Consider the following 18,919-nt stretch of genomic DNA (forward strand, 5'->3'; position numbering starts at 1 on the left):
AAATCTAAAACCTCCATAAAAACTCGGTATAAAAAATCACCCCCTTCGCATCCAATAAGGGATCGCGGTAGTGGGTGCTGCGAAAATCGATTTGGTTGCTAATTTGTACGTTCTTGGTACAGTTCCAGACCAGGTTGGCGTACCAAGTTTGATTCTCTGTTATCAAATAGGAATCTCCGGAACGACGAAGGGGAGCATCAATCCCGTATCCGGTATGGAGATGCAACTGGGGGTTAAGATACACAAAAAATTCCCCCCAACCGCCGCTGGAACGAATCGACCGCATGGCGGCGGAATCGTAGGTTTGGCCGATGCCGCCGTTATATTCGCCCAGACCCGCGCCTGTAAAAAGTTCACCCTGCAGACCGATGGCATCGGTAAGGTTTAAGGCTGTATCAATCCCCAGTCCCCAACAATCGGCGATTTCCCGGATCGGGCTTTGCGGATCAGGAGGCGAAAGAATGGAACGCGTCGTTCGTAATTGTCCGACAAAGCCCGAAACTCCCAATTCGAGGGGGCGTGCCGTGCGATTCCCGACGAGCTGCTCCATTGGCCCTAATCCCGCGTTGACTCTGCCTTCGATGTTGGGCCAGCCGTTGTCTTCTTGAATTCTGGTATCACGAGTCACGATCACCGATTGGATCGGATCGCTGATGGCAAATTGAAATTGCAGCGCATTCGTCGTAGCGCTGCCATACTGACGTTCAATTCTTGCCTGGCTGCGGAATGACCCGGTGTTTCCCGAGGTAAACATAACAGCCAATGATACCGAGGTCGGCTTGCGCGGATTAAAAACATCGTTTTGCAAACCAGCCGCAAAGCGCCAATCCTCGTTCTTTAACTCCCCATAAGCGTTATACGGGAGAAACCCATAACTGTCGCCGGTTAACGAATCATTGGCAATAAATGCGAGAAAAGTGGCCGAAGGGGTGAATGCGCCCGCCGGGGGACCCGTGAAAATCGCTCCGATGTTGGATTGACGGGCGTGAATGTCAAAGGTATTTGTTTCCAGGCCAAAGGGAGATTCCGGCAACAGAAACAACGGTAGTCCGGGAGCAAAGGGACGATCCGTGCTAAAAATCGTCAATGCCGAGAAAGACCCTAAAAGTTTTAACTGGCTAGTGCCATTTAGCAGGGAAACCGAATAACCATCTCCCGCTTGTTGGCTTGACGCCAGTGCCGCATAAGTTACAGGAGTGGAGACGGTTACCTGGTCTGCGGGGGCGAGAGACGGGGAAAATTCCGCCGGCTCCGCTATTTGTGTATCATTGATTTGCGCGGCTAAACGGAGAGAGCCGAAAGGGACTAGCGCTAAGCTGATTGCTAGCAAAATATCGGCTGATTTCATGATTGCGCTACCCTCCCTTAATTCCATAAATTCCACCCTCACATCTATCGCTTCCCATTGATGCTGGACTTTAACGGTTACATAAAATGCAGTGTTTTTATCAACTAGGCAAACCGCGCATTTTACCCAAGCTGCCAATGCTTGATATTTATGAGCAAAAGTTGCTGTGAATATGCTGAAAAGCGCAAAATGAGGCAGAGTCAACCCCGTTTTTGATCAAAGAAGAGTCGGTGCGATTGACGGGTTACTCCCCATTGGCAACTAAGAGACACTCGGCTGCCTCAGAAACTTATTCCCGGGCCGGGCCGCGCAGCGGATGAAAGCAATCCTGGAGTACGCGATTGAGCCCTGATAAACCCTCAGTATGTCCGGCCAGTGGGGCGGATCACCGACGACAAAGCGTCCCTGGGCAGGTCCGCCTCGGCTTTCACTAGGTGGTTTTTCTATCATTTATTGCCCCCCTGAAGCGCGCCTCCGGAGGGTTGCCCGTGTCACCAAACACGGCACAAATCACACCATGCGGCCACGGCGGAAAGCGGTTTTCATTACCAGAATACATCACACGGAGTGTGATGAGGACATTGGGAGGATCCAAGGTGCGCCGTGCGAACCGGGGATTAGTCCGGTAACCGGATCGCGGTCGGAGGGGAATTGAACCAAAGACCAGTTTGGCGAGTAAAACTAGCCGCTCCACCAGAACGGCGACGAAACGTCGCCACTACGGGCAAATCGGCGAGTAAAACTAACCCCTACGGGACGCGCGTCGCGGCTTAGCAAACTCCATTCCTCCAGCCTCCACTTCTCCAATCCCCATTCTTCCAACCTCTCTCACGCCGTGACCAGCTTGTCACCCGGAGGGGTCATGTGTTCGATGACCTGGTCGATCAGGCGGTATTCCAGCGCTTCCTCCGCGCTCATAAAGCGGTCGCGGTCCGTGTCGGATTCGATCTTGTCCAGCGGTTGGCCGGTGTGCTTGATCAAAATGCGGTTCAGCTTGTCCTTGATCTTTTTGAATTCCTTGGCGTGGATCATGATATCCTCGGCGGTCCCTTCCATGCCCGCTAGCGGCTGATGGATCATGATTCGCGAATTCGGGAGCGCGCGGCGCTTCCCCGCGGCTCCGGCGGCCAAGAGCACCGCCCCCATGCTGGCACACTGACCGATGCAGTAGGTCGCCACGTCGCACGTGACAAATTGCATCGTATCATAGATGGCCATCCCCGCGGTCACGCTCCCTCCGGGAGAGTTAATGTACAAATGAATGTCCGAACGGGGGTCTTCCGACTGCAAAAACAGCAATTGCGCGACAATGATATTGGCCGACTCGTCATTCACCTGCGAGCCTAGGAAAATGATCCGGTCTTTAAGCAACCGGCTGTAAATGTCCATCGCCCGCTCTTCGCGGCCGCTTTTTTCAATGACAAAAGGAATCAAGGGCATAAAATCGCTCTCAATGAAAAAATGTGTTCCAAGTTGATTTAACGACGACGCGCGGGAGCCGGCTTAGGATTCGTCTTCCTCGCCGCCGCTCAGGGGGGGCCGGGTCAGAATGTCGTCCACCAGCCCAAATTCCTTGGCATCGAGCGCGGTGTAGTATTTATCCCGGTCGGTCGCGCGGGCGATCACATCGTAATCGCGCCCGGTATGCATCGAGAGGATGCGGTTGAGCTCCTCGCGATTGCGCAAAATCTCGTTGGCTTGAATTTCGATGTCGGTCACCTGGCCCCCCACTTGGCCGTAGGGTTGGTGGATCATGACCTTGGAATGGGGCAAGGCAAAGCGTTTTCCCTTGGTCCCTCCCGCTAGCAGCACCGCCCCGCCGCTGGCGGCAATGCCAATGCAATACGTCGCCACCGGACAGGATAAAATTTGCATCGTGTCATAAATGGCCAAGGTCGCCGTGACACTTCCTCCGGGGGAATTGATGTAAAAGTGAATATCCTTTTTGCGATTTTCGCTTTGCAAATACAACAGCTTCATCACCAGCTCGTTGGCATTGCCGTCAAAAATCTCTCCCTGCAAAAAAATAATCCGATTTTCCAAAAGCAAATCGCCAATCGTCATCTGCCGCTGACGCTGGTAGTCGCGGTACGCCGCGTTCACAAGCGCAGGCGGGGTGTTGGTCACATTCATGTTCGGGCCTTTCTAAATTAAATCTTGCTGTAAGCCATACGCGGCAAAGGATTTACCAAAAACCGCCCACTTTTTCACAAGCCCCGCCTCCCGCCCCGGCGACAACCCAACCATCAGGGGGCTTTCGCGCATGAGTGCCTTGCTCTAGCAGACAGCTTGGCGGATTTGGGACGATTCGTCAACGGCGGGGGCCGGTGCAGCAGGGGGGCGGTTCTAACCCTGTCACGGGGAAGACGAGTTTGTCGAGGAATGGGCGGATCCTGGTAAAACGGGGGTTGATCCGGCTGGTCAAACCCTTCCCTGGTGGAAAAAGCGGAACAGGCCGGTTTCTTGCCCTATGACAAATTCTTAGGTACAACTAATAAAAGAGCAAGGCTTATCCCATCGCTCCCTGGCTGGGGCGAACTTGGCAGGACCGGAAAGAGCAGCACCGCATGCGTTCGTATACACTTTTGCTAGCAACTCCCGCGCGCCGCGCCACCCAGGGAGGTATCGGCTGCGGGACTCACCGTGGTTTTACCATTGTGGAACTGCTGGTGGTGATCTCGATCATCGGGGTGCTCATGTCGCTGTTGCTACCGGCGATTAATTCCGCGCGCGAGACCGCCCGCTCCACCAATTGCAAAAACAACCTGCGGCAGCTGGCGACAGCCGCAAAGACCTACAGCACCGCCTGGAATGGGCGGATGCCTTCGGGGGGTTGGGGGCATCTGTGGATTGGCCGTCCCGGTTTTTTACAAGAAAAACAGCCGGGGGGCTGGATTTATCAACTGCTGCCGTACATGGAGGAAGAACCCCTGTATAAGGCGATGGCCGACAACATTCCCCAGGGAACAAAACTGCGCATCGAAAAAGTGGTGGCCGGGTTGTATTGCCCCTCGCGCCGCCGGGCCGAGGCCTATCCCCTGTTGGTTACCGGATTTTTTGAGGCCGCTCCGGGGAGCACCGTGGCGGGCCGGTCTGACTACGCAGCCAACGCCGGGGCAAATTTAGCTGGCAACCCAGTCGTGACCGAGCTTACCGATAATCAATTTCCCAATTCCTTTACCGCCGCCAACACGTTCAACAATTGGCCGCCGATCGCAGGTTTTCCCGGGATTGTCGCCCCGCGGCAAAGTTTTTTGCGGGGCCAAATCGAGGATGGCGAGGGGAAAGTCCTCTTTGCCGCCGAAAAATACCTGGACATTCCGCGGTATGAAACAGGGGACGGCGCGGGGGACCGTTATCCCGCGCTCTCCGGCTATGGCAGCTCCATTGTCCGCACGACCGATTTTCCACCAGAACGGGATCAGGCAAACTCCACTCCTTCCAACGCCCAGTCACGGTTTGGATCGGCTCATCCGTCGGGGATCAATGTCACGTTTTGTGACACCACGACGCAATCGCTGGACTTAAGCATTAGCCCTCAAGTCTTTAAGCAAATCGGCAATCGGAGTGATGCGACAATCTTTAGCGATGCCGAGATCGGCCGGTAAATGTCCCGCGATCAATTTCTACCTCTCTGAAAATCCGCCTCCGATCGTGCTGGCGGGCATGCGGAGAATCGTCATCCGGGGTGCTTTTTTTTGCGATTCTATGGATTCTTCCATACTTAAATTTGCTGGATTTCTGGTCGGGTCTCTTGCGGGAGTTTTAAGATTTTGGTCGCGGATGGGGTGGATGGCCAGGGTTGGATCATCACAAATTAAAACTCGCAACTATTTGCCAATACAATTTTTTTAAAATAGTCTTGCGCCCCTCACTTTTCGTCTCACTCAGGGCCCCTTTCCCCGAGGGTGGTTTGCAATAAAAGCAACCGGTCCAGCGCCGCGCGATCCCCTTCCGATAGCCTGGTGGTCGCTCGCAAGCGATCCACGGCGGCCTGACATTGGGCGGCCAGGGCCTGCCACTGGGCCGTGGGTGGCCGCAACGCCGCCAAATCTCCCGCCAAATCCGGCGGAGCTAACTTAGAATAAAGCCGCAAGTTGTCATACGTCCGCTGCAAATCAGTCAATATCTCAGACAGGGCTTCGATCCGTTCAGGAGTCCATTCCCCCCGCTCCAACAGGTCCAACTGCACGCCCCGGCACCCTTTGTGATAGGCGGTGATCCGCGCGGCTAATTCCGCCACATTGAGCTGCGCGGCGACTGTATCCGACTGGACTGGAGTTCCCGGATTTAATGCGGGTAACGTGATCCCGGCGGTTGCGGCGGCCGGCGCGGTGGCCTCCGGCAACGCGGGAAGCTCCAGCGGCGTCAGCCAAATTTTGGCCACCAATTTTTTTCCGCGATCCAAATCCCGAATTCGCGGCGGGGAATCGTTATGTGCATCTCGAAAAATCGAACCGGGCCATGACGGAAAAAAATTCGGCCGCGTGTGGAAAATGTTCGCGTCAGGTTCTGGCGCGACGAGGGGAATGGCCGAAAACAAGGTGCGGGCGGCCTGGCTCCAGGAAGGCCCAACAAACTGCCGTGGCAGGCTACTACCGCGAAAAACCAGCCGGTCGGCGGTTGTGCCCGCGGGCGAGGGGCGGGGATGAGCCTCGGGAAGCGGCAGGGGCAAGGGAGGGGGCGGGGGAGGAGTGGCTGGCGGTTGTGTGGTTTTATCAGGTTGAATCTGGGGGACGGGAGGCAATTCCCGCCCCGCGCTCGACGCCACGCGAGCCTGCTCAAACCAATTGCGCAGTTCGTCCACCCGGTCCGCCGGCTGGCCGGCGGCCGCCCAAGCGGCTAGTAAGTCCGCCCCGATCTGGCGGCGGCGATTGTATTCCCCGCGCTGATGGCGAAAGGCGTTATAGATTTCGATCCGATAGTCGCGCGCGGCGGTTTCCAGCGCGGATGCGGCGTTATTCAACTCCGTGGGTGGCGGGGACTGCCCCGCGACGGGCGAAATGACCGCCAGGATTAATCCGATGCCAATCGCCCAGCAGGCACGGTGCAAGATGTGCCGCCGGCGCAAGGGGAAAATCGCCGCGGCCGCGCCGGGGAGCGCGAGACCGAGGGAAGCCAAATTCCGCCTGATTCCGCCGCATTCGCGATTCACAGCCGCCGATCCCGGTTGGACAAGAAAAATCGAGACGCTCCGCGCCTGGCCGCGGAAAGCTGGAAAAATATAGGTCACGCGGCAGGGTAGTCAAATCGGCAGAATCGGCATCACCGCGTAGCGGTGAAGTATCCTAGCCGTGGGCGAGAGCCCACGGAAGCCTTATAAAAGAATTAAGCAGCCCCAAGGGGGCGAAGTAAATTGATAGGCAAATTATTTTTTCGCCTTAGTCGGGCTGAGGAGTTAATTTCCCGGGGAACTATTTAGGCTTTTCGTTTAATTGGTAATCTGCCGTAGAGGTCCCCATAATCGAAAAGTTTGTAACCGCGAGTTTCTGGAGAATATTGGCTCGCTAGGGATGGGATGCAATCGGGACTTCCCGGCATGACACAGTATTTCCAATATGGACCTAGGTGCTCTTCCGACCAGACGCTTACTGGAGAGCGAATATTTAGAAAGACGGAGGGAGACGCAAGCAATTCGGACCTGTCGTCGATGTGAATGTGGTCGCTGGGATCTGCGCCTGCTGTAGAGATGAGCTCCGTGAACTTGTCTCTTAAGAACGCGAAGCCTTCCGAGGTGCCCCCTATCATCAATTCCATATTGAATCGTTTTCGTTGATAAACCAAGCGCTTTTGAAGTAGTAGAAAGGGGTGAATGGCTTCTTTACAAGTCGGTAGTTAAAGCACGTCCATGCTGGGCGTAAGGTCATCCGCTACGAGTTGAGTGTGCGAGGTACTTCCAGATACATGACTGTCGAGTTGAGTAACAAAAGCGTTGTAGTGCTCTTTGGTGCCAAACGTCCAAATGTCTGTGTACTCGCTGAAGTAGTTCTTCATATCAAACGTGCATTTGCGGCGCGAAAAAATCATATTGGCATTGGGAAATTGTGCAAGAACAACTCAGTTGACCCTAAAATCGAGTACCCATCGGGCAGCGGCAAAATTTTGAAAAGAAGCATTCCGTGGGCTGACGCCCACGGCTACATTCCGTCACCACTGCGTGGTGCAGAGACGATAACTTCTAACCAAGCCTCTATGAACAGCCGCGCATGATAACAAGCCAGCGGCGGCACATGGCACCCAGCTTTCCCCCGGTAATGCTCGCTTAGGCTCGATCCTGCACAACTAATCAAATGCAAAATGATGAACGCAGAATGCGGAATTGAATTGCCTGCCCTTCTAAATTCTGCATTCAAACTTCTGACTTTCCCCGCCACCTCACCCCCGCGCGGCGTACAATTCCGCGTATTCGACCAGCCATAGATCGATCTGGTCAATGAGTCGCGCCACTTGCGCGTCGGTCAGCGGATGATAGAGTGACCGCTGCAAGACTTCCTTATTGCGGATCGTCCCCCGCACGCCAATCTCCAACACCTGGGCGGTCGAATAAGGCCGCACCGTCACCTCGATCCGGCTGAAAACGGTGCTGGCCTTACCGGAGGCCATTTGCACATCATCCCGGGCGGCGGCCGCCCCCCACCCCCGGTCCCCCACGACCGATTCCAGCCGAAAACCGGGAAAATGATCCCCCATTTTGCTCAGGCAACTTTCGATGTGTTCCGCCAGTTCCAACCGATATTGCGAATGCAACCGCCGCAACTGCTCCTCAGTCAAGGCGGCGCGCTGCGCGGCGGCTTTGCTTGCTTGGGCCGATTGGCGGCCACGCTGAATAGCCTGGGACAGGCGGGATTCAAAGTCGCTCATACAGGCCCCTAGGTTTGCGAGGGGGGTTCTCCGGCGTTGGCGGAATTGACTTCCGCCGACGCGGGGGTGACTGTCCCCGCGGAATCCGCCGGTTGAAGGACCGCGGCTTGTTCGCTGGCGGAAGAAGCGGACGGGGGTGTCGGTATGTTTGTTGGCGGCGTTTGCGGGGCGGGGGCATCCTCCGTCGTTTGCAGTTTGGCAAATTGGAGCAAATCCCCAAAAGTCCGCAGCGGTTCCTTCCCTTGCTTCATTTTTTCGCTCAGGGGGACCACGGGCTTATTCGATCGAGCCTCGTAAGTGCGCGGCTCGCCTCCTCCCCGCTGGCCACCTTTGTCAAAGCGCCTGCCACCACCGCCGCCACGTCCCCCAAATTGCCCCCGATCGCCCGCTTGACCACGATCACCGCCGCGATATCCTCCCTGACCCCCGCGATTGCCCATGCCACCTCGGTTATCCGGTCCACCGCGATTTTCCTGCCGAGTATCTCCGCCGGGGGGAGCCTCTGCCGCGGTCCCTTCGCCCACGGGGGGTGCGGCAGGAGCATCGGAGCGCGGGCCTCCCGGACGGCTGCCAAATTTATTGCCAAATTTTCCTTTACCCCCCCCAAATTTCTTTTGAAATTGTTCAATAGGGGGGCCCAGCATGTTCCGCTGGCGGGGGGCGTTATCTGTTTGAGGATTCCCACCACGTCCCCGTGCACCAGACCCAGCATCGCCTCCCGGCCCTCCTGTGCCACCAGGTCCCGCCGTCGCGGGACGTGGTCCGCGCGAACGATCACCACCGGGACGATTTCCGTCTGGGCGGGGGCCGCGCGGCGGGCGGTTTTCTCCACCGGGTCCGCCAGCCTCTGCTCCGGCGGGTTGGGGGCGATCTCCTGGCTGGCGGGGGGGACGATCCCCACGTGGGGGCCGGTCCCCCTGGGGACGTGGTCCGCGCGGGGGTCGTTCTCCGCGGGGAGCTCCCTCACCACCGGCGCCTTCACGCTGGCCGCCTTCACGTTGGCGCGGGGCACGGGGGTCAAATCGCTTTGTCCCCGGCGCAATCATGGTCAGGGAGACACGCCGGCGGTTTTTATCAATTTCTAACACCCAGACTTTGACAATATCGCCGACGGAGACCAACTCATGCGGATCGCGGACAAAGCGGTTGGCCAGTTGGCTGACATGGACCAGACCGCTATCGTGCAGGCCGATATCCACAAATGCGCCAAAATCAACGACATTCAGGACCGAGCCGGTCAGTTCCATGCCGACGGACAGGTCGTCCAGCTTGAGAATGCCCCGTTTAAAGATCGGCGGGGGAAGGTCCTCGCGCGGGTCGCGTCCCGGGCGGGTCAGTTGGGTAAAGATATCCGCTAAAGAGAGCTGGCCCACATGCAGTTCGCTGGCCAGCGCCACGGCATCCAGCGATTTGACTTTTTCGGATAATTCGGCGGCAGTTTCTTTTTTGGCCAGGTCGGCCTCGGCATAGCTCAGGCGCGAGAGGACTTCCCGGGCAGCTGCATAACTTTCGGGATGGATCCAAGTGGCGTCCAGGGCGTGTTCGCCATCAACAATTTTCAAAAAACCAGCCGCCTGCACAAAGCTGGCTTCGCCAAAGCCGGGCACGGATTTTAATTGCTCGCGCGACTTAAACGGCCCCTGCTGGGTGCGGTATTCATAAATCTGCCGGGCCTTGAGTTGATTTAACCCCGACACGTACCGTAAAAGGGCGGGGCTGGCGGTGTTCAGGTCCACGCCGACGTAATTCACACAGGATTCGACCACGGCGTCCAGCGACGCCCGCAGGTGCTTGGCCTTAACATCGTGCTGGTAGAGGCCGACGCCCAGGTTGGCGGGGTCGATCTTGACCAGTTCGCTGAGGGGGTCGAGCATGCGTCGACCGATAGAGATCGCCCCGCGCAGCGTGGCGTCGTAGTTGGGAAACTCTTCACGGCCCAGTTGGCTAGTGGAATAGACGCTGGCTCCGGCCTCATTGACGATCATGTAGGCCAGTGGTTCGTCCTTAAGCTCTTCGGCCAGGATCTCGGCGACAAATTCCTCGGTCTCGCGGCAAGCGGTGCCGTTGCCAATGGCCAGGGCGTTGACGTTATGTTGCTTGATCCATTCGACCAGTTTGGCGCGCCCCTCGGCCTTGCGTTCGGCCTTGCCAATGATATGGATCACGCCATGGTCCAGCAAATTGCCAAATTCGTCCAGGACGGCGATCTTGCACCCACTTTTAAAGCCCGGGTCCAGCGCCAAGACCCGCCGCGCGCGGACCGGGGCCTGGAGCAGCAAGTTGCGCAGATTTTTGGCAAAGACATCAACCGCGTGCGTTTCGGCAAAGTCGGTCAGTTCGCGGCGTACTTCGCGTTCCAGACTGGGTATGACCAGCCTGGCGAGAGCGTCCTTGGCACAGGCGCGTAAAAAGTCCGCGTGGGGATGTTCGGGCGGAACCAGCAGGTTTTCGGCCAGTTTGTGCAAAGCTTCAAAGTCGGCATCCACGCGGACGCGTAAAATTTTGGCCCGTTCCCCACGGTTAAGGGCCAAGATTCGATGCGGCGGGATGCGCGAAAGCTGCTCTTGATACTCAAAGTAATCCCGAAATTCCTGCTCGAGGGGATTTTCCGGCTTTTTGTCGGCTTTTTTACTATCCGCTCGCTTGCCAGCGGGTTTTTTGTCTGATCCTTTTTTTGCGCCACTTTCCGTCGCGTTCCCCACCGGAACAGCGCCCGGCACGCTCTCTGCGTTTGTGGCGGTGCCACCCGCGGGATCAGCGGCTGCGACCTCTGTCGGCGTTTCACCAGCCACAATCGCGGCGGCTCCATCCTGTCCGGCAATAGGCTCACTGGCAGTCAAATCATGGACGGCCGGATCAGTCGGTGCAATTTCGGTAACTGCGGTTTCGGGAGCCAGTTCAGTTGGTGCGGATGCAAGGGGTGCCGAGTTCAACACCGGCACCGCCGCCGCTAGATCGGCAAAGACCTGCTCCGCCGTCTCCACGGATGCCACGGCCTGATCGATTTGTGCCGTTACATCAGGGGCAATTGCGCTATCCCCCGCCGCGGGCGCAACTTCTTTGGCTGACGCGGCATCATTCCCGTCGCTTGCCATCGCCTGATGACCCGTCTCATGATGATCCGTTGCCAGAGTTTGATCCAAATCGGAACCGGCCACTGCGGTGTTGACCTGTTCCGCATTCGCCAATTCCGCACTGGCTATCCCTGAGCTAGCCTGTTCACCCGTGGCCTGATCGATACTCTCGGGCGCGTCTCCGCCAGATGGCGGGATCGTGGAGTTTTCCTTGGGGGTTTCCGACTTTTTGTCCGTCTCGATCCGGGTGCTGACCAATACGCCCGACTTTTTGAACACCCGGCGCAGTTTTTCACGCAGGTCGGCCCGTTCGCTAAAGTCCTCCGCCAGAATGTGTCCCACGCCCAGCAGCACATCCGCCACGGTGGGAAGCTGCTTATCGGAATTGATAAAATCCGCCGCCCGCAGATCTAGATTCAGGGCCGCTTCCGCCCCGGTAAGAATCTCCAGGGCCAGCGGCTCTAGCTGCCGTTCGCGGGCCAGCGTGGCCAGCGTTTGCTTCTTGGGCTTGTAGGGAAGATACAGATCTTCCAGTCGCTTGATATTTTCGGCTCCGCTGATAGCGGCGGCTAACTCGGGCGTTAATTTGCCCTGGGAGTCGATCGAGCGGAGGATTGTTTGCTTTCGCTCGGCCAGCAAACGCAACTTCGTCACCCGGTCTTCGATTTGACGAATCTGTTCTTCGTCCAGACCGCCGGTTTGATCCTTGCGGTAACGGGTGATAAAGGGGATGGTGTTGCCATCATCCAGTAAGCGAACGACATTCTCGACACTGTGTAACGACAGGCCAAGACCATGGGCCACAGGGGCCAGATCAATCGTGGTGGTCAAGCTCATCGGGAGAGATCACCGAATTACAACAAAATGGGGGGTCATCAGGTGGGGACGACTGTCCCGACGACCACGTCCCAAGCGCAGTACGCCAAATTTGGATTATTTCTACCTACGAAATCGTCCCGCAATCTATTCTTTTTAGGCTAGCATTGTCAAGCAGGGGAAATGTTTACCCACAAACAGCGCGTCCCATCCCCCCTCTCCGGGAAAAAATTGCATCCCATTTGTTAGTTGCTGGCAGCCTTTTGCTGTTAAAATGGCAAATTTCGGAATTTTCCCTCATATTTCGCCTCATAAGCGCCGATGAATACGCCCACAGGCTGGAATTGCACTCGCAAAGCAAAGGATTGCGATAGCGGGTGCCCGCACAGAATGCTGTGAATTCCGGCAATTTACAAACAACCCTGTCGACGTAAGGATGCGTCTATCTATGGTGCGAAGCGCGCTCAAAGTCTACTGTGGGCCGGAGGATTCCGCCGATAACCGGCTGTCCCTATGTGACCACCCCCATTCCGTGACGGTTCCCCTGGGCGAAATTCTGCCAATGCTGGCGGACGCGGTTCAAAGCCGTCGGACCTGGCTAGTGGATTTTGCCAATGACGGAGTGACCATTAGCACGGATTTATACGAAGTCATCCTGGCTTACCAGCATTATCGTCGGCCTTCCGCCTAAATTGGGCAAATTCCCCAGACGCCCACTTTTGGGGCATGGCAGTAACCGAGCATATTTCACTCTTGTAACAACACAGCACGCCACCAGAGATAACTCTCGGTGGCGTGATTGCGTTTGAGGGTCATATAGTATCTATCCCGGTCCGTGATGTTAGGGGTGCTCTTAACACCGCTAGCGGGGCCCACGACGTGGATAGGTAGTTGGTCAGCCTGCCATTTTGACAGAAATTGTCATTTGGTCGCCCTGGAAATGTTTTTTTATCCCGCGGACTTTTCTGTCTGAGGCGTTTGTCCTGTCTGAAACTCTAGGCGAGGGCCATGGGCAAGAGCGGACAGGAAAAGTGGTTTTTGGATGCTGGTTTTTGGTTTTGGCAAGCCAACCTGGGTGGCCGTGATCGAGCCTGTCTTGAAATTTGTATTTTCATCCTAAAACCTGACTGTGAACTGGACATACGTAAAGTCAAGTTCGTTTCCCACCGGCCGCAGGTTCTTGACAAAGTCCCCGGCAAAGAAGTGGCTGTAGCCAAATAGCACATCGGTGTTGGGGTTAAAATTGTACTGCCACGTCAGATCCAGCTCTTGGCCAACATAGCTGCCCGCATTGCCCGTGGGGTCAAATAAAATCGGCGTGCCGCCCGCGTTATACAGCGCGTCCCGCGGTGAATCCAGGAAAAAGATATGGTGCCAAATCAGGAACGTGCTCTTTTTGCCGGTGGCCAGCGTTAACTGCAGGTTTATATCGTGGATGTTTTGCCGCGCGACCAAATCCATAAAACCAAAGTATCTGTGTACCAGGCCAAAATACTGAAAGAACGTCCCATGCACTGCATCATTGGGGTCTTGGTCACCCGAGGCGTAGTCGTAGTACAGCATGAGTTTGGGTTTGTATTGACGTTTGCTCCAGTCGCGTCCCAGGCCGGCGGTGGCAAAACCGGCGGACTGTGTTTGCTGGCCAAAGTCTCCAAACTGATACCCCCCCTCGCAGTCCCAAAACAGCGACCCGTCGCCAAAGTAATCTAGCTGCTTCCCCGACCACCGCATGGCAAACAGCATCGGATCATAATCCACCGGAAAGAACTGCGTGCCGGGCCCTTCATATTCGGCAAAGCGTAAAAAGTAAAAATCATAGGTCTGGTCTTTTTTGCCTTTGTAGGTCGTATACAACCCGATGAACTCCTGGCTGTCGTCCGCGCTGTCAAAGTTGCGATCCCCATTAACGTGCTGGGACGCCGGGACCGGCCTCACCCAAAATCCGTCCATGTTCCATTCCTTGCTGGCGTACCAAATCTTCGCCCCGTCAAATGTCCGCCGAGTATTCGCCCAGTCCAGGGGAGAGATCAACCGCTGTTCGCCATAGATGAGTTCCTGGCGGCCGACGCGGGCCTTGTATTTTCCCTCGCCATTATTGTACAGCAACAAATCGCCAAAGAGATTTTGCGCGTCAAAGCGGTTTTCCTCGATGACGCGCGGGGGGAAGTCCTCGTAGTTGCTTTGTGCGTCCAGGGCTTCGGCGTACAGCCGGACCAGCTCGCCGATCTCGGCATTGGCATACAACCGCACGCGATGCAACAAAAACTCATCGCTGGTGTTGCTAAAGTTAGTTCCGCGCAAATTGCTTTCGTTGTGATACCGCGCGCGGTACTCGCCACCAAAGTCCAGATAAGTGCAATCCCCGAGCTGCCACCGCTTTAGCCGATGTCCATAAAATTTGTCCTGCGATAATTGCTCAAAGTCATTGTCATAGAACACCCCTTTAAATGGCGGAGGGGGCGGGGGAGTGGGCTTCTTCTTAGCGGGGGGTTTTTCTGCTTCTGCACTGCCGCCAGCGGTGGGATTCGCGACTCCCTGGGGGGCCATCGCGTCCAAATTTTCCAGATGATCCAGTGCTTCCAGATTGCTGGCCGGTTCTACTAGTTCCTCCTCGGTCCCGGCATTCAATTCGGTATCTAACGCAACCGCCCCCTCCTTCGAACTCTCCACATCCCCCATGTCAAAAGCTTCCCCCACAGACAAGGAGGGCTCAGGCAAGGGGGCCAAACGGGGCGCGCTGGCCACGGGCCGGGCGTTTTGCTCCACCTCTTGTTGACCCTGGCTAAATTCCGGGGCGAAAAATCCAATCGCGGCGCACAAGGCAATCCTACGTAAACGAGCCAGTGGCGACATTGTTCAATCCTTGAACAAAAAGCATTCATAAAACCCTGCCGGGACATAGCCGGCGGGTTTTCAAAAAATCAGGCGGGAACAGAAGGCAGGCGGGTAAATCTTGCAGGCTTGGATTATCTTCGTACCACCACGATTCAATCCATCAAAAAAATCCTCAAAAGTTAGACATCTCTAAGTCCATGATAAATCACCACTTATGAGATTTATTCTATGCCTGACAGGATTTCGCGCAGCCTGCCAGTTTTTTGCACACTGACGCTGTTGAGCCTGCATGACCACATGGCCAACGCTTGCCTGCGAAATATGCAATGCCAGGACTAGGGTATTTTAACAGTGCTGTTGAGCAGGCTCATAATTTATTTTAAATCGCAATGGCAAAGCGATTTATAACAATTCAAAAATCCTACGAACCATCTTTGGCACAGTGGTTGCCAAAGGATAGTCCACCAACTGGAACTCCATCTGTTCAGCGACCTTTCCGGCGGAGGGAAGCGGTTTGCAAAACGGGCTGGCGAATGCCACGGCAACAACGGTCAGCCATTCAATTCCGCGCATGCCACTTATAGTACCTTTCCTTCGAAACTCACAGCCAAGCCCTGCTGGGGGCGATTTTGGTCAAGCCCCCCCACTCCCCCAACCGCAATCCTCGCGTCCCGCGCGAATGATTCTCTGTGAAGTAGCGGAATTCGACGTGTCATTACCCCGTAGCGGAATTCACCAGAATTCCGAAAAACACGCAATCCACATCAGAACAGCGGCGAGTTCCTAGACTTGCCTATTTGCCTAGAACTCTGGCGAGTTCTGCTACCGTCAACCCTAGGCAAACAATTCCTTGATGACCTTGCCGCTATTGGCGATTTTCATGGGGCGGCCGTTCTTGCTGGTAAAGGTGGTTTCCAGGGAAATATCCAACGCCTTGAGCACGCTGGCCATCAGGTCCTGCGAGGTGTAGGCCTCGCTGGTGACCTCTGTCCCGTCGGAGTTGGTTTGACCGACGGCCAAGCCTTGCTTGAACCCGCCGCCCCCAACGACCACGCTCCAACTACGGGCCCAGTGGTCGCGTCCCGCCGCGCCATTGATACGCGGGGTGCGGCCAAACTCGCCCATCCAAATCACCACGGTGTCCTGCCACATCCCCCGTTCAACCAGATCGCCCACCAGGGCGCTCATGGCCTTATCCATTTCGGGCAATTTTTGATTCTGCAGCGTCGGGAAAATATTGTTGTGATTATCCCATCCCCCCAGATCGACTTCGACAAAGGGGACGCCGACTTCAACCAGACGACGGGCCATCAGGCAACTACGGCCAAAACCGGTCATGCCATAGCGGTCGCGCACGGCCTGCGGTTCGTTATTGACGCGGAACGCGTCCATTTGCTTGCTGGTCATCAGGTTCCAGGTTTTCTTTTGGACGTTCAGATGGTCCAGCGCCGCCGGGCCGCGATTTTGGGCGATAAAATTGCTTTCCATGGAATCCAGCATCGCCCGCCGCAAGGCCAGTTGCTTGCCATTCAGGCCCATATTGAGATCCCGCACGTCGCCATTGGCATTCACCACAAAGGGCGCCCAGGTCATGCCCAAGAAGCCCGGGCCAACGCTGCCGCCGCCAACCGACACAAAGGGGGGAATCTCTAAATATGGAACCTGATCGACCAATTCATGGGCGATGACCGACCCATAGCCGGGATGTTCGATATTGGGATTGGGGACGTAACCGGTGTGCATGTAGTAGCGGCCGCGGCCATGGTCCGCCTCGCGGGTGCTCATACTGCGGACGATGGACATATGCTTCATCAGCTTGGCCATTTCGGGCAGATGTTCGCAAATTTGCACGCCATCGGCGCTGGTGGCGATGGGCTTGAACTGGCCACCGGTGGGTGCGCCGGGCTTGAGATCCCACAGGTCGATCGTGGAGGGGCCGCCCCCCATCCATAACAAGATCGCGGCCTTGTGCTTTTGCCGCATATCCTGCGCATTGACCATGAGGGTGTTGGTAAAGTTGATCGCCGGCGCGGCCATCAGCGCCGAAGCGCCCGCCACATGGCTCATAAAGTGACGGCGGGACATGCCCGCGGGAATGGCATTGAACATGGTGGAAAAGTGGAAAGTGGGGAGTGGATGGTGAAGAGAGAAGAGTGGATCGTGGTCAGTGGATACTGAAGTGTACTGTGCAGTAAGAAATCAGCTTTAGTGGTTGAGGATGAATTCGTTGGTGTTGAGCAGTGCCCACCAAATATCCTGCAGGGCAGTCACGACATTTCCTTTGTGATAGGCCAACACTTGGTTGCAGCCGTTTAGTTCGGCATTGGTGGGATACCGCGTCAGGGCCGCCAAATACAAATAGTTCACCTTTTCCTTGGCATTCAGACTGCTATCCTGCGCGACACGGGCCAAAAAGCTGCCATCCCGCGTGTTTGTCGCCTGGCGAATCAAATCGCCGTTAAACATCATCAGCACCTGCGGAATCGTGCCGTTAAAGGTCGTCGCGTCGTCCCCCTCGTCCGTGCCAAAGGCCACCGTGAACTGACGCAGCCAATCGGTCTGCGCTTTTTGTTGTTCGTCCGCGGAACCCTTGTACGCCTGGGTGGCCGTCATGAGCGAGTTATACAGTTCCTCGGCCCGCATTTGCCGGAGGTAAAACCGGCTAAATTTGGGCTTTTCGCCCAGGCTGGGGTCGTCTAGCTTGTTTTTGCCGGTCCCCACGCTGGATAAGGCATACGGTTCGCTGAGGACGATCCAGCGGATCAGTTCCTTGGTGTTAAAGCTGTGCTTGCGAAAATCCGCCGCCAAGCGATCCAACAATTCGGGATGCGTGGGGGCGTTATGCGGACCCATGTCGTCAATGGGCTTGGTAAAACCATATCCCAAAAAGTGCCCCCACATGCGGTTGACCATGGCCTTGGGCATTTCGGGGGAATTAACGATGATTTTCGCTAATTCGGTCCGACGGTCGACCTGACTGACCATGCCGTTTTTGTTAATTTCGGTTTTGCCATCGACAAAGATCGGATAAGCCACGCTGACCACGCCATTGCGCAGTTCGTAGTACAGTTCGGCTTTTTCGGGACTGTTCCCCTCGCCGCGAAAATCCTCATTGACGAGTGTGACGCTTTCCACCATCCGGCGGGCAGCGCGGTCGACTTTGGTTTTGGTCTGGCGAAAGAACGCGTTAAGCTCCCAAAACTGGTTTTGCTTGTACTCATTAAAAGGGTGATTGTGGCACTGCGTGCATTGGACCTGCATCCCCAGGAAAAGTTGTGCGGTTTTGGCCGTGGCCTGGACGCCGTTTTCTTCCATTTTGCCCGAAAGAAAATTCACCGCGCCGTTGGAGTTGGCCTCCCCCGGGGTGTTGCTGCCGGTGGCGCTGACCAACTCGTACACTAAGGTGTCATAGGTCTTATTTTTGAGGAACGACAATCGCAAATACTGCTTCATCGCCTCGCGGTTGACCATGCTGCGCTGCTGGTCTTCCTCGCGCGAGGGACGGCCGATTAACATGACTTCCCAAATTGCTTCCCAATTACGGGCGTACTCTTCTTGATATTCGGGGGAAAGCAGTCGATTGACCAGTTTGAGCCGCTTATCAGCGGAACGTTCCTTCAGAAACACTCGAGCCTCATCCGCCGTGGGGATGCGGCCCAATACGTCCAAGTAAACCCGGCGCAGCCATTCGCCATCGGTCGCATAAGGAGAGGGAGTAACCTGATTATCTACCCAACCCTTGCGAATCATTTCGTTGATGTAGGCAACTTGGGGAATTCCATAACCCTGCTGCTTGCTTTGATTGGGACGATTTTCTGTGGTACTCTCCCCCTTTGCCGCGGGGGCCGCTGGCACCGTATCCGGAGAATCCCCGGTGGTTGATGTCGTTTTAATCAGAGAAGCGGCGGGTTTGGTGGAAACCTCTTCCGCAAGGAGATCATGCTCGCGGGGGTTACTTAACATGCCCAAACCCCAAACAGCCACC

12 protein-coding genes are annotated in these 18,919 nt (G+C 56.1%); 3 read left to right on the forward strand and 9 right to left on the reverse strand.

Annotated features, from left to right (window positions below):
• Positions 1–4 precede the first annotated feature (4 nt).
• The 3 genes from SFX18_00100 to SFX18_00110 all read right to left on the reverse strand — a co-directional run bounded on the left by SFX18_00100 (position 5) and on the right by SFX18_00110 (position 3,481).
• Positions 5–1,348, reverse strand: a complete 1,344-nt coding sequence (locus SFX18_00100) for a hypothetical protein (GenBank protein MDX1961517.1) — start codon at positions 1,346–1,348, stop codon at positions 5–7.
• An 828-nt stretch (positions 1,349–2,176) separates the two neighbouring features.
• Positions 2,177–2,788 carry an ATP-dependent Clp endopeptidase proteolytic subunit ClpP gene (gene clpP / locus SFX18_00105; protein ID MDX1961518.1) on the reverse strand — a complete coding sequence of 204 codons (612 nt, stop codon included), beginning with the start codon at positions 2,786–2,788 and terminating at the stop codon, positions 2,177–2,179.
• 63 nt (positions 2,789–2,851) lie between these two features.
• Complete coding sequence (locus SFX18_00110) at positions 2,852–3,481, reverse strand: ATP-dependent Clp protease proteolytic subunit (GenBank protein MDX1961519.1); 630 nt, start codon at positions 3,479–3,481, stop codon at positions 2,852–2,854.
• A gap of 434 nt (positions 3,482–3,915) precedes the next feature.
• Here SFX18_00110 and SFX18_00115 point away from each other — a divergent pair, with 434 nt between their 5' ends.
• Positions 3,916–4,956 (forward strand): DUF1559 domain-containing protein, encoded by a 1,041-nt coding sequence (locus tag SFX18_00115; protein MDX1961520.1) that lies wholly within the window; start codon positions 3,916–3,918, stop codon positions 4,954–4,956.
• 275 nt (positions 4,957–5,231) lie between these two features.
• On the opposite strand, the gene SFX18_00120 is transcribed toward SFX18_00115, so the two are convergent.
• A complete protein-coding gene (locus SFX18_00120) occupies positions 5,232–6,581 on the reverse strand; it encodes a hypothetical protein (GenBank protein MDX1961521.1) in 1,350 nt (449 codons plus the stop codon).
• A 671-nt stretch (positions 6,582–7,252) separates the two neighbouring features.
• On the opposite strand from SFX18_00120, the gene SFX18_00125 reads away from it, so the two are divergent.
• Entirely contained in the window at positions 7,253–7,558 is a 306-nt protein-coding gene (locus tag SFX18_00125; protein MDX1961522.1) for a hypothetical protein, read from the forward strand.
• Positions 7,559–7,723: 165 nt separating this feature from the next.
• Here the strand turns inward: SFX18_00125 and SFX18_00130 are convergent, their stop codons facing one another.
• Both SFX18_00130 and SFX18_00135 read right to left on the reverse strand, forming a co-directional pair.
• A complete protein-coding gene (locus SFX18_00130) occupies positions 7,724–8,209 on the reverse strand; it encodes a hypothetical protein (protein ID MDX1961523.1) in 486 nt (161 codons plus the stop codon).
• Positions 8,210–8,217: 8 nt separating this feature from the next.
• Entirely contained in the window at positions 8,218–12,120 is a 3,903-nt protein-coding gene (locus SFX18_00135) for a Tex-like N-terminal domain-containing protein (protein MDX1961524.1), read from the reverse strand.
• 415 nt (positions 12,121–12,535) lie between these two features.
• Here SFX18_00135 and SFX18_00140 point away from each other — a divergent pair, with 415 nt between their 5' ends.
• Entirely contained in the window at positions 12,536–12,790 is a 255-nt protein-coding gene (locus SFX18_00140; GenBank protein ID MDX1961525.1) for a hypothetical protein, read from the forward strand.
• Between the two features lie 425 nt (positions 12,791–13,215).
• On the opposite strand, the gene SFX18_00145 is transcribed toward SFX18_00140, so the two are convergent.
• The 3 genes from SFX18_00145 to SFX18_00155 all read right to left on the reverse strand — a co-directional run bounded on the left by SFX18_00145 (position 13,216) and on the right by SFX18_00155 (position 18,897).
• Positions 13,216–14,952 carry an alginate export family protein gene (locus tag SFX18_00145; protein MDX1961526.1) on the reverse strand — a complete coding sequence of 579 codons (1,737 nt, stop codon included), beginning with the start codon at positions 14,950–14,952 and terminating at the stop codon, positions 13,216–13,218.
• An 816-nt stretch (positions 14,953–15,768) separates the two neighbouring features.
• Positions 15,769–17,043 carry a DUF1501 domain-containing protein gene (locus SFX18_00150; protein ID MDX1961527.1) on the reverse strand — a complete coding sequence of 425 codons (1,275 nt, stop codon included), beginning with the start codon at positions 17,041–17,043 and terminating at the stop codon, positions 15,769–15,771.
• Positions 17,044–17,139: 96 nt separating this feature from the next.
• A complete protein-coding gene (locus SFX18_00155; GenBank protein MDX1961528.1) occupies positions 17,140–18,897 on the reverse strand; it encodes a DUF1549 domain-containing protein in 1,758 nt (585 codons plus the stop codon).
• Positions 18,898–18,919 lie beyond the last annotated feature (22 nt).

The organism is Pirellulales bacterium (assembly GCA_033762255.1).
Lineage (GTDB): Bacteria > Planctomycetota > Planctomycetia > Pirellulales > JALHPA01 > JANRLT01.

Excerpts from the sequence above, each read along its gene's own strand:
- SFX18_00100 (MDX1961517.1), bottom strand. The coding sequence starts at position 1,348 with ATGAAATCAGCCGATATTTTGCTAGCAATCAGCTTAGCGCTAGTCCCT.
- clpP (MDX1961518.1), bottom strand. The coding sequence starts at position 2,788 with ATGCCCTTGATTCCTTTTGTCATTGAAAAAAGCGGCCGCGAAGAGCGG.
- SFX18_00110 (MDX1961519.1), bottom strand. The coding sequence starts at position 3,481 with ATGAATGTGACCAACACCCCGCCTGCGCTTGTGAACGCGGCGTACCGC.
- SFX18_00115 (MDX1961520.1), top strand. The coding sequence starts at position 3,916 with ATGCGTTCGTATACACTTTTGCTAGCAACTCCCGCGCGCCGCGCCACC.
- SFX18_00125 (MDX1961522.1), top strand. The coding sequence starts at position 7,253 with ATGACTGTCGAGTTGAGTAACAAAAGCGTTGTAGTGCTCTTTGGTGCC.
- SFX18_00130 (MDX1961523.1), bottom strand. The coding sequence starts at position 8,209 with ATGAGCGACTTTGAATCCCGCCTGTCCCAGGCTATTCAGCGTGGCCGC.
- SFX18_00135 (MDX1961524.1), bottom strand. The coding sequence starts at position 12,120 with ATGAGCTTGACCACCACGATTGATCTGGCCCCTGTGGCCCATGGTCTT.
- SFX18_00140 (MDX1961525.1), top strand. The coding sequence starts at position 12,536 with ATGCGTCTATCTATGGTGCGAAGCGCGCTCAAAGTCTACTGTGGGCCG.
- SFX18_00145 (MDX1961526.1), bottom strand. The coding sequence starts at position 14,952 with ATGTCGCCACTGGCTCGTTTACGTAGGATTGCCTTGTGCGCCGCGATT.
- SFX18_00150 (MDX1961527.1), bottom strand. The coding sequence starts at position 17,043 with ATGTTCAATGCCATTCCCGCGGGCATGTCCCGCCGTCACTTTATGAGC.
- SFX18_00155 (MDX1961528.1), bottom strand. The coding sequence starts at position 18,897 with ATGTTAAGTAACCCCCGCGAGCATGATCTCCTTGCGGAAGAGGTTTCC.